Annotated in this window: 8 protein-coding genes; 2 read left to right on the forward strand and 6 right to left on the reverse strand. The window is 58.5% G+C overall.

All coding sequences use genetic code 11. From position 1 onward, the window contains the following. Positions 1-17: 17 nt before the first annotated feature. Complete coding sequence (locus EBA31_RS23590; protein WP_122080349.1) at positions 18-4,865, forward strand: hemagglutinin repeat-containing protein; 4,848 nt, start codon at positions 18-20, stop codon at positions 4,863-4,865. A 36-nt stretch (positions 4,866-4,901) separates the two neighbouring features. On the opposite strand, the gene EBA31_RS23595 is transcribed toward EBA31_RS23590, so the two are convergent. The 6 genes from EBA31_RS23595 to EBA31_RS23620 form a co-directional block, all read right to left on the reverse strand. Further along, positions 4,902-6,551, reverse strand: coding sequence for a Na/Pi cotransporter family protein (locus tag EBA31_RS23595; protein WP_122080350.1), 1,650 nt, complete (start codon positions 6,549-6,551; stop codon positions 4,902-4,904). A gap of 161 nt (positions 6,552-6,712) precedes the next feature. Then, positions 6,713-7,705, reverse strand: a complete 993-nt coding sequence (locus tag EBA31_RS23600; protein WP_122080351.1) for an ABC transporter ATP-binding protein — start codon at positions 7,703-7,705, stop codon at positions 6,713-6,715. 4 nt (positions 7,706-7,709) lie between these two features. Continuing rightward, complete coding sequence (locus tag EBA31_RS23605; RefSeq protein WP_020837193.1) at positions 7,710-8,495, reverse strand: ABC transporter permease; 786 nt, start codon at positions 8,493-8,495, stop codon at positions 7,710-7,712. A 17-nt stretch (positions 8,496-8,512) separates the two neighbouring features. Further along, entirely contained in the window at positions 8,513-9,352 is an 840-nt protein-coding gene (locus EBA31_RS23610) for an ABC transporter permease subunit (protein WP_122080352.1), read from the reverse strand. 9 nt (positions 9,353-9,361) lie between these two features. Continuing rightward, positions 9,362-10,159, reverse strand: a complete 798-nt coding sequence (locus tag EBA31_RS23615; RefSeq protein WP_020837195.1) for an alkaline phosphatase family protein — start codon at positions 10,157-10,159, stop codon at positions 9,362-9,364. An 11-nt stretch (positions 10,160-10,170) separates the two neighbouring features. Continuing rightward, positions 10,171-11,232 carry an ABC transporter substrate-binding protein gene (locus tag EBA31_RS23620; protein WP_122080353.1) on the reverse strand — a complete coding sequence of 354 codons (1,062 nt, stop codon included), beginning with the start codon at positions 11,230-11,232 and terminating at the stop codon, positions 10,171-10,173. 193 nt (positions 11,233-11,425) lie between these two features. On the opposite strand from EBA31_RS23620, the gene EBA31_RS23625 reads away from it, so the two are divergent. Next, complete coding sequence (locus tag EBA31_RS23625; RefSeq protein WP_122080354.1) at positions 11,426-12,136, forward strand: UTRA domain-containing protein; 711 nt, start codon at positions 11,426-11,428, stop codon at positions 12,134-12,136. The last annotated feature ends 27 nt before the right edge of the window (positions 12,137-12,163 follow it).

The raw sequence follows: 12,163 nt of genomic DNA on the forward strand, positions 1-12,163 counted from the left end.
TATATGGAGATACATGGATGAAAAATAATAACTTCAGGCTCTCGGGAGCGGGCAAGTTAGCCGCTTCACTGGCGATCATTCTCGCCTCCCTCGGCAGCGCGTACGCCGGCGAGATCGTAGCGGCCAACGGCGCTAACGGGCCCGGTGTTTCAACTGCCGGTAACGGCGCGCAGGTGGTCAATATCGTGACGCCTAACGACCACGGGCTGTCACATAACCAGTATCAGGATTTCAACGTCAACCAACCCGGCGCGGTGCTGAATAACTCGCTCGATGCCGGGCGGTCTCAGTTGGCCGGCCAACTGGCTGCCAACCCGAACCTGAACAACCAGGCGGCCAGCGTGATCCTCAATGAAGTGATCAGCCGCAACCCGTCGCTGTTGCACGGACAGCAAGAAATCTTCGGCATGGCGGCCGACTACGTGCTGGCTAACCCGAACGGCATCAGTTGCGACGGCTGCGGCTTTATCAATACCAGCCGCTCGTCGCTGGTGGTGGGTAACCCCCTGGTGGAAAACGGCATGCTGCAGGGCTACAGCACGTTGGGCAATCGCAACACCCTGAGCCTTGATGGCCGGCTGAACGCCAGCGGCGTGCTGGATTTGATCGCGCCGAGAATCAACAGCCGCGGCGAGGTTATCGTCGCACCGCTGTACGATAAAAAAAGCGATAAAATGATCTCGGCGATCAACGCCATCAGCGGCAACAATCGCGTATCGCGCGATGCACAGGTGCTCAGCAGCGAACAACCTGAGCTCACAGTCTGGGACCAGTTATTAGGCACCACGGACAGCTACTATCTTGGCAGCATGCAGGCAGGGCGCATCAATATCATCCATACCGTCACCGGCAGCGGCGTAAAGCTGGCGGGCAAGCTGGATGGCAGTGATGAAATCCGGGTGAAAGCTTACAACATCCGCACCGACAGCCAGGTCAACGACAGCAGCAGCAACCGCAATAGCGGCGAGAATTACCAAAACTACCGCGGCGGGATCTACATCAACGACCGCAGCACCGGTCAGCAACTGGCCCGCACCGAGCTGAAAGGCAAAAATATCAGCCTGGTGGCCGATAACAGCAACCACCTGACCGCCACCGACGTTCGTGGCGAAGAGATCACGCTGCAAGGCGCCAGCCTGACGCTCGACGGTCGGCAACTGAAGCAGACTCAGGGCCACACCGATGAGCAGTGGTTCTACAGTTGGAAATACAACGTCACCCGTGAGAATGAGCAGCTTCAACAGGCCACCAGCAACATTGAGGCCACGAAAAATGCCACGCTGATCGCCACCGAGCAGGATGTGACGCTGCGTGGCGCCAAGGTTTCGGCGGGCAATGCATTGAACATCGACGCCAAGCGCGACGTGCAGCTCAGCGGATTGATCGAGCGAGAAAAAACCAGCGAGCGCGGTAATCAGCGCAACCATACCTCCAGCCTGCGTACCGGCAGCTGGAGCAACAGCAATGAAACCGAAAGCCTGAAGTCCAGCAGCGTCTTCTCCGGCGGTGATTTGGCGATAAAAGCCGGTAATCGCGTCGTAGGCCAGGGAACCAAAGTGTACGCGTCAGGCGACCTCAAGGTGGATGCCAACGACCAAATCAATATCGGCGTACAAAAAACCGCCAATGAGAAAACCGTTCGCGACAATAAAACCTCATGGGGCGGTATCGGCGGCGGCAACAACCAGGACAACAGCAACCGTCGCGAAGTCAGCAACGCTTCTCAGGTGACGGCCGACGGCACCCTGTGGCTGAACGGCAAACAGGGCGTGACCATTACCGGCAGCACCGTGAAGGGCGCCAAAGGCGGTTTTGTCGCCGCCACCGACGGCGGTCTGCGGATCGATAACGCCCTCAGCACCACGGTTGACAAGGTGGATGCCCGTACCGGCACCGTCTTCAATATCACCAGCAGCTCGCAAAAGTCCAATAACAGCCACCAACAGTCCACCGCCAGCGAATTGGTTTCCGATACCAACCTGCAGTTGGTCAGCAAAAAGGATACCGACGTGGTGGGCAGCAAGGTGACCAGCACCGGTAAGCTGGAAGTCAATGCCGGCGGTAATATCAATGTCAGCAGCGGAGAACAGCAGCAGCACATTGATGAGCAAAAAACTGCCCTTGCCATCAACGGCTATGCCAACGAGAAAAGCGACAAGCAATACCGTGCCGGTTTACGTATTGAGCATACCAGCGACAGCGAGAAAACCACCCGCAGCGAACAACAGTCATCAACGCTGAGCGGCGGCAGCGTCGCGCTGAAAGCAGACAAGGACGTGACCTTCAGCGGATCCAAACTGGTGACCACCCAGGGTGACGCCAGCATCAGCGGCGACAACGTGGCCTTCCTGGCAGCCGACAACAAGACCACCAGCGATACCGAAAAAACCAAAATCGGCGGCGGAGTCTACTACACCGGCGGCATAGATAAAGTTGGCTCCGGCATTGAAGGCGGTTACGAGAACAGCAAGACGCACTCACAAAGCAGCAAGGCCGTGACTTCCGGCAGCGATATCGCGGGCAATCTGACGATTAATTCCAAAGACAAACTGACCCAGCAAGGTGCGCAGCACCAGGTTGGCGGCAAATATCAGGAGAATGCCAACAGCGTTGATCACCTGGCCGCCGTCAACAGCGAAAGCAGCAACACCACTAAAACCGACGTCGGCGTAGACATCGGTGCCAACGTCGATTACAGCGCCGTCACCCGCCCGGTAGAGCGTGCGGTAGGGAAAGTCGCCAAGTTGGACGCCAACGGCGTGATTAACGAGATCGGCGGCATCGGCGCACCGAATATCGGGCTGGATATTGGCGCCAATGGCGGCAGCAGCGAAAAGAGCAATAGCAGCTCCCAAGCCGTAGTCAGCAAAATTACCGCCGGATCCATCGACGTAAAAGCCAGCGGAAAATTGCAGGATACTGGAACACAGTATCAGGCGACTCAAGGGAGCGTAGCGCTGACAGCCGATAGCCACCACAGTGAAGCGGCGAAAAACAGCCAGCAGGAAAGCAGCAGCGAAACTCGCGGCGGCGCCAGCGTGCGCGTTTATACCACCACCGGCAGCGATCTGACCGTCGATGCCAAAGGCGAAGGCGGCAATAAGCACAGCGAAAGCACCGGCAGCCAGGCCGTGACCGGTAGCATCACCGCCGCCAATGGCATCGACATCAAGGTCAAGCAAGATGCGGTGTATCAGGGGACTTCGTTGGAGGCCGGCGACGGCAAGGCGAAGGTAAAAGCGGAAGACGGCAACATCCGTTTCGACCAGGCCACCGATACCAGCCATGAAAGCCACAACGGCTTCAATGTCAAAGTGTCGGCCAAAGGCGGCACCACACCGGAAACCAAAAGCTTCGGCCTTGGGCTGGGTGGCGGCTACAGCAACGGGAAGAGTGACGGCAGCAGCGCGCAAGTCAGCAACATCGGCGGCAAACAGGGCGTAGAACTGGATGCCGGCCGTGGGCTGACGCTGCAAGGCAGTAATGTCACCAGCCAGGGCGACGTTTCGCTGAAAGCGGGAGACAAGGTCGCGCTACAGGCAGCCCAATCGCAGCAGACCCGCAAGGACGATACGCTCTCCGGCAATATCGATATCGGCGGCAACAGCACCGATAACGACAAAAAGAGCGCGGGCGGCCTTTCTCTCGGCGGCGCGTTTGACATTGCCAAGGTAGATGAGACCTCGACGACCCAGCAAGGTGGCAAAATCACCAGCGGCGGCGCAGTGACCATTACCGCCAAAGGCAACGACGCGCATGCCCTGCATCTGCAGGGAACCGAGGTCAAGGGCAGCAGCGTTGGCCTGAACGCCGAGAACGGCGGCGTGGTGCTGGAGTCGGTGCAAAACCAGGAGCAGAAAAACAACTGGAACCTGGGACTGAAGGCTAACGCCAAAGGCGGCCAATCCTTCAATAAGGACGCCAACGGCAAGGTGGATACCACCAGCGGCAGCGACACCCATACCCTGGGCGCCGGGGTGAAAGTCGGTGTGGATAACCTGCAAAAAACCACTCAGGGCAACAGCCTGATTAGCGCAGGAGAAGTCACGATCAACAGTGGTAAAGACACCCAGTTGGCCGGCGCCCGAATCGATGCCGACAGCGTGCAAGGCAACATCGGTGGCGATCTGCGCGTCGAAAGTCGCAAAGACAGCGAAAGCAGCGTGAAAGTCGATGTGGATGTCGGTCTGAGCCACACCAACGACCCGGCCAGCAGCATAACCAGCAAACTGTCGAAAGTGGGTACCCCGCACTACGCGGGTAAGGTGAAGGAGAAGCTGGAGGGCGGCATCAACAAGGTCGCTGACGCCACCACCGACAAGTACAACAGCGTAGCTCGTCGCCTCGATCCGAAGCAGGACACCACCGGCGCGGTCAGCTTCAGCAAGGCCGAAGGTAAGGTCACCCTGCCGGAAACGCTGGCCGGCGAAAAAGAAAAGGGGCCACTGTGGGATCGCGGCGCTCGCTTCCTGGGCAACAAATCCAAAGAGAGCCTGACCGGTCCTGCCGGGCTGCAAGGCCAGTTCAAGGTCAAGGCCGACGTAGTCAATAACGATGCGGTAGGCGTGCAGTCGGCCATCAATGGGAAAAATGACGTTGCGCTCAACGTTCAGGGCACCACTCGTCTCACCGGCGGCGAGATCCGCAGCCAGCAAGGTGAAGTGACGCTGGGTAACGGTAAACTGGAACAGCAGGACGTGGCCGGCAACCGCTATCAGGGTGGCGGTCATCTCGATGCCGCTGCCTCGGCAGGCGCACTGCTGGGCATCGCCGGTAAAAGCGTGGTGAACCTGGAGACACCGGTCGGCGGTTATATCAATAACCAGGCCGCCGATGCCAAAGCGGGGGTCTTTTCGGGTAAATAATTGAGGTACTGCCCCCGGCCACGCCGGGGGCATGACTTACAGCGTGCTGGGCGTATCCTCCCACTCACGCTCATCATCCTTTTCATCTTGATCCAGCACGTTATATGCCACCGAACAGAACAGTGAGTTCAGGCGTTTCATATCCCCCAACAGCCCCAGGTGCAGCGAGCTGGTTTCAATACTTTGAACATTCTGCTGATGCAAGCGATCAACGTGCGCATGGGCGTAACGACGATCCAAAATCCGGAACCGATGCTTGGAGCGCCGCAGCCGTTTGGCGCTGGTAAGGTCACCGGACAAGAACACCGACAGTCCCAGACGCAGATTGCCTATCAGCCGCTCATGCAACGCATCCAGTTCGGCCAGCCCTTCGGTGGAGAATGCTCGCCGCGCCGCGTGTGATTTCGCCCCCACGTCCCCGGCCATGCGCTCGATAATGTCACCCGCCTGTTCCAGATTCAGCGCCATCTCGATGATTTCCGCCCAGCGCCGAGAGTCTTCCTCGCCTAAATCCTCTTTCTGGATCTGCGCCAGATACAGCTTGATGGCGGTATAAAGCACGTCGACGTCATCATCCAGCCGGCGAACCTCTTTATCCTGCCCCTGCTTACCGTGCAGCACTTCGCGCTGCAGAATCATCATGTGCTCCACCACGTCGCCCATACGCAGGGTTTCACGTGCCGCGTTGGCCAATGCCAGCGTCGGGGTATCCAGTGCACTGGCATCAAGGTGCCGCGGTCGCAATCGGGGATCGTCCGCCGCCACGTCGGCAATCAGCGTTTCACACAGGCGCGCCATCGGCCCGGCCAACGGGATCAGCACCAGGCAACGGATCAGGTTGTAGAACACGTGGAAGTAGATAACCAACTCTTCGTTGCCGCCAGGCAACCGAGTCATCACGTCCGCCAGATAAGAGACAAACGGCAGCACCAGCACACAGCCCATCAGCTTGAACAACAGGCTGCCGAGCGCCACCCGACGACCGGCGGCATTCTGGCCGCTGGTGTTGATCATCGCCAACAGACCGCTGCCAAGATTGGCACCGATCACCAGGCACAGCGCCACCTTCAGCGAGATCACCCCGGAGGCCGTCAGAGTGGCAGTCAACAGTACGGCCGCCAGGCTGGAATAGCTGACAATGGCGAACAGCGCACCGGTCAGGGCATCCAGCATCACATCACCGGTCAGTGACGAGAACAACACTTTCACACCCGCCGCCTGGGTGATTGGCGTCGCGGCGGCAACAATCAGCTCCAGCGCCAGTACGATCAGCCCGAGGCCGATACACACGCGCCCCATTTGCCCTACACGGGTTTGCTTGCGGCTGAGAAACAGAAAGACGCCGACCAGGATCAGCAGCGGTGACAGCCAGGAGAGGTCAAAGGTCAGTATTCGCGCCATCAGCGCGGTACCGACATCGGCGCCGAGCATAATCACCAGTGCGGGCGTCAGTCCCACCAGCCCTTGCGCGACGAAAGAGGTCACCAGCAACGCCGTGGCGTTACTGCTTTGCACCAGCGCGGTCACGCCGATACCGGAGACGAACGCCAGCGGTTTTTTCTCTACGCTGTCGCTCAATACCCGGCGCAAATTAGCGCCGTAAACCCGCATAATTCCGGTGCGCACGATGTGGGTACCCCATACCAAAAGGGCAACGGAAGAAAGCAGGTGAAGAAGGGTCAACACGGAAGGAACGCTCCCTTCACGCCCGGCAAGACACAGCAGGCTATCCTGCCTGCCAGGCGTGCATAAAGGCAGGACAGCGGCAACAGGCTGCAGACCGCTATTGGAGGGTTAACGCAACGGCAGGAATTACCCTGGAGTTATCATTGAATGCCGCAGCGATGTCATGCAACTTCCCGTAATGTAACAGTTTCTAAGTGTAGCCCAATTTCACTGCCGTCGGGCCGCAAATCTTCGACCGAACGGTTGAGCACGTCGACCAGCAGCTCCACACCGCGGGCCCGTACCCGATAGCGCACCACGTTGCCCAACAGGCTGTGGTTAAGGATCACCGCGGCAATCCCCTGCCCGGCAGGCACCAGGGTAATGGACTCTGGTCGAACAGCTACCTTACCGTGGTAAGGGCTGCCGGTCAAAGTCGTCGCCTGTTCCGCACTCAACAGGTTGTAGTTGCCGATGAACCCGGCGGCGAAGACGTCGGCCGGCTGGGTATACAGAGTTTCCGCGTCACCGCTTTGTACGATTTGTCCTTTGTTCATCAAGACAATGCGATCCGACAGCGTCAGCGCTTCTTCCTGATCGTGGGTAACGAAGATGGCCGTCAGGTTCAGTTCACGCTGGATCCGACGGATCTGTTCGCGCAGGTGCTTACGAATACGCGCGTCCAGTGCCGAAAGGGGCTCGTCGAGCAACAGCAGCCGCGGACGGGTCACCAGCGAACGTGCCAGCGCCACCCGTTGGCACTGTCCACCGGACAGCTGATGCGGATAGCGTTTCGCCAGCTCAGTCAGCTCCACCAACGCCAGCACCTCTTGCACCCGCTGCTGGATCTGACCGACCGCCAGCTTTTGCATTTTCAGCCCGAACGCGACGTTGCCCTCAACGGTCATGTTCGGGAATAACGCATAGCTCTGGAACACCATGCCGATACCGCGCTTTTGCGGGGGGAGCGGTACCAGATCCTGGCCCTGCAGCAGGATCTGTCCGCTGTCGACCGGGGTCAGCCCCGCCAGACAGCGCAGCAACGTCGATTTACCGCAGCCGCTCGGCCCGAGCAGCGTGACAAACTCGCCCTCCTCGGCGGTGAAGTCGATATCCTGAAACACCTGGGTTTGGCCATAGTGTTTATTGAGGCGGGTGACATTGAGGTAAGCCATGCGGTTAGCCCTTATTTTTGTTCAGCAAATTCGCCAACCAGGTGACAATCAGCACCACGGCGAAATAAGAAATGACCAGTGCGCTGGTGAAATGGCCGCTGCCGTTACGCATGTTGTAGAGGTAAACCTGCAGCGTTTCGTATTGGCTGCCCACCAGCAGGTTGGCGAAGACGAATTCGCCAATCAGGAAAGAGAACGACAGCAGTACCGCAATCATCCCGCCCTTACGCAGGTTCGGCAGCACCACCAGCAGCGCCGCCTGCCAGGTGCTGGCGCCCAGCAGATGTGCGGCGTCCATCAGGTCGCGCAGGTTGATCGCCTGCATGTTGTTGCTGATGGCACGGTAAATAAACGGCAGCGTAATAGAAAAATAGCAGCCGATCAGGATCCACGGCGTGCCCAGCAGCGGCAGCGGATCGGCGGCGAACAGCTGCATCAACCCGACCGCCGACACTACCGGCGGCACGGCAAATGGCAGCAGGATCAGCACGTTCATTACCGCATCCAGTTTGGGAAAATAGTAAGCAATCACAAACATCGTTGGCAAAATCACCACCACCGCCAGCACCAGGGTGCCAAAGCAGATCAGCAGCGAGTGCCACAGCGCCAGCAGGAAGCGGGGATCGCTCCATAAGGCCACCAACCATTTCAGGGTAAAGCCGTCCGGCAGAATAGTCGCGCCCCACTGGGTGGCCAGCGCATAAATCAGCGTCGCCGCCAGCGGCAACAGCAGGATCAGCAACAGCAGACCGCTTACTACGCGGTGATAGCCGGTTTCAAAGCGCGACATGGCCGCCCTCCGCAACATTATGAGCGCGCATTGAGGTAGCTCCTGCGCAACAGCCATTGATGGATCAGAGTAATAAACGCCATCATCACCACCAGCAGCATAGCCAGCGCGCTGGCCAGGTTAGGGTCGAGGGAGATATCCCCCGCGACCAGCGCCGATATGCGGATCGGTATCACGTTGAAATTGCCGGTGGTCAACGCATACACCGTGGCATAAGCCCCCAGTGCGTTGGCCAGCAGGATGACAAAGGTGCCCATCAACGCCGGCGCCAGCATCGGCAAGCCAATATGCCGCCAGTAGCGCCACGGACTGGCGCCAAGCAGCGATGCCGATTCGCGCCAGTCCTCGCGCAGCGCGTCAAACGCCGGGTACAGCAGCAGCACACCCAGCGGGATCTGGAAGTAGGTATAAAGTACGATCAGTCCGGTTTTGGAATACAGGTTGAAGCTTTCCATCAGGCCATATTTGCGCAGCAGCAGCGTCAGGCAGCCGTTCAACCCCAGCAGAATGACAAAGGCAAACGCCAAGGGGACCCCGGCGAAATTGCTGGTCATGTTGGTAAACGACATCACAAAATCATGAAACCGCGTCTGACCGAGTCGGCGTAGTGAGTAACTGCCTACTAACGCAATCAGCAGCCCATAAACGCTCGACCAAAGAGAGATCTCCAGCGAGAACTGAAACGCCTGCAAATAGAACGGCGAGGTCAGTACGTCAACATAGTTGCCCAGCCCCCAGCCGCTGGTCTGGCTGAAAAAGCTGCTGACGGCAATCCACACCAGCGGCGCAATTTGAAACGCGCCGAACAGCAGGATAAACGGCAGCAGGCACAGCGCGGCAATCCACTTAGCTTTCATGGCTCACCCTTAGGCCAACAGCGCACGGCAACGCGGCTTGTCGTGCGGTATCTGCAGCACTTCGCACAGGGTGCCACACAGGTCGGTTTGCTGCGGATTAGCGTCGCTCTGGCTGAAGGCGTCACCGAAGACAAACAGCGGCACCTGTCGCTCTTCCGGCAACACGCCGCCGTGGCTGCGATCGTCATTCATGCCGTGATCGGCGGTGACCATCACCTGATAACCCGCATTCAGCCAGTCGGCCAAATAGCGCGACAGTACGCCGTCGGCGTTGCGCGCCGCATTGCGGTACTGCGGCGATGACAGGCCAAAGCGGTGCCCGGTGTCGTCAATGTTCATCGGGTGGATCAGTAAGAAATCGGGTTGATGACGGCGGCGCAAGCTTTCCGCATCGTCAAACAGGTGAGAATCCGGGTAACGGTCGTCGTAATAAAAATGGCCGTGCTGGATCGGCAGCTCGGCATCGTCGGTATGGCGATCGCGCGCGGGGTCGAACGGGGTACGATTGTACAGCTCACTGAACCAATGATAGGCCGCTGCCGCGGTAGTCAAGCCCGCGGCACGAGCGTAGTGAAACACGCTTTGCTGATGCGAGAGGCGTGACACCTGATTATGCACCACGCCACTCTCCACCGGCGGCACACCGGTGAGGATGCATTCGTACAGCGGTCTGGAGAGCGAGGGCAACTCGCTCTCCAACTGATACAACCGTCCGCGCCCTGCCGCACATTCGGCCTGCAGATAGCCCATGGCGTCGTGTGCCACCTGATAATTCAGACCGTCCAGCAGCACGAGGATAGTTTTCATGATGGTTTAACTCACTGCTGCATAAACATAATGACGTTTTCCTGCCACTGGCGCGGCAGCGTTTTGGCACTTTGCTCCCAGGCCGCCGGATCGGCGATCGGGTGAGCATTCTTATACTGTTCGGCCGGCAGCAGCTTGGCTTTGACATCGTCTGGCAACGTCAGGTGTTCCGCTCGGATTGGACGCGCATAGCCGCGCGCCAGGTTGATTTGGCCTGCGTCTGAGAAAATGTATTCGCGTGCCAGCTTGGCGGCATTCGGGTGTTTGGCGTATTTGTTGATAATGGTGGTGTAACCGGAAGTGATAGATCCGTCAGAGGGGATCAGCACTTCAAAGCGGGTTTTGTCGATCTGGTCGCGGTAGTTCAAACCGTTAAAGTCCCAAACCACCCCCACCTGCACTTCGCCCTTTTCCAGCGAGGCGATCACCGGGTTGCTCAGGCTCAGGCGCCCGGCCTTGGCCAGCTTGCCGAAGAATTCCAGGCCCGGTTTCAGGTTCTTTTCGTTCCCGCCCATCGCGTAGGTTGCCGCCAGCACGCCGCTGGCCGCCTGCGAAGCGGTGCCGACGTCACCAATAGTGACCTGATAAGTGCCCTTCAACAGATCTGCCCAGCTGTGGGGGATCTCTTTCACCTGTTTTTTATTGATAATGAAGGCGATGGTGCCGGTATAGGCCAGTGCCCAGTGGCCGTCCTTGTCTTTGGCCCAGTCAGGTACCTGTTCCCAGGTGGAAGGTTTATACGGCTGGGTCGCCCCTTTTTGTACCGCGATAGGGCCGAATGCCGCGCCCACGTCACCAATATCCGCCGTAGCATTGCTCTTTTCCGCATCAAACTTGGCAATTTCCTGCGCCGAGCTCATGTCGGTATCGACATGCTTCAGGCCGTACTTGCTCAGCAGATCCTGCCAGGTATCTTTCCAGTTAGCCCAGCTGTCCGGCATGCCGACGCTGTTGACTTCCCCTTCCTTCTTGGCAGCCTGTTCCAGCGCCGCCAGATCGGAATCGGCTGCCCAGCTCATTTGACTGGTCAGGACAATGGCACTGGTTAACACAGAAGCGCACAAACGTTTCATAACTGATGCTCCGGGTGGTAGTGTGGGAGTGACTGGACTAGTCCAGCAAGAACCAAGCCAATCTAACGGACGAATGTGATAATTATATGTCAGTCTAAAAAAGCAGCGGTTTTATCGCATTTGGCGTGTTCGACAGCCCTTCGCTGGTCTACCTTTAGCGGGGATAAACGCACTAAAATGGGGCATCTGTTGCATGAGTGAAGTATCGACAACCGTGGCGACCATCTGCCAGACGCTGAACGCCCGGATCGCCGTGGGGGAGTTCAGCGCCGACGGCAAATTGCCTTCGGAACGTGCTCTGAGCGAACAGTTTTCCACCACCCGTATTACGCTGCAGGAAGCGCTCGGTCAGTTGGAGGCGCAGGGTGTGATCTACCGTCAGGTGAGGCGCGGCTGGTTTATCTCGCCGCCGCGGCTGATTTACAACCCTCTGCAGCGCAGCCACTTCCACGCCATGGCGCAACAGCAAGGGCGTGATGCCCATACCGAAGTGATCGACAGCGCCACCGTGCCGCTGCGCGAAGATCTGAGCCAAAAACTGGCTTTACCGTCCGGTAGCGAGGTCTATCGCATTCGTCGGTTGCGCTACATCGATGGCCGCGCGGTGCTGTATTGTGAGCACTACCTCAACCCGGCCTACTTTGCCGGCATTCTGGAGGCAGATTTAACCCAGTCGCTGACCGGGCTGTATGCCGAACGCTACGGCATTCGCTACGGGCGGGTACGTTTCGATATGCTGCCAACCCTGCTGTCGGAGGAAGCGGCAGCCATGCTGAAGGTCACCTACGGCAGCCCGGCGTTATTTATTACCCGGGTTAACCGCGATCAGCACGATCGGGTGATTGACTGCGATTTGGAATACTGGCGATACGACGCGCTGCACATTGACGTCGAAGCGTTGTAATGACATGGGCGCATTGCTGCGCCCATC

The sequence above is a fragment of the Serratia sp. P2ACOL2 genome (assembly GCF_003691565.1).
Lineage (GTDB): Bacteria > Pseudomonadota > Gammaproteobacteria > Enterobacterales > Enterobacteriaceae > Serratia > Serratia liquefaciens.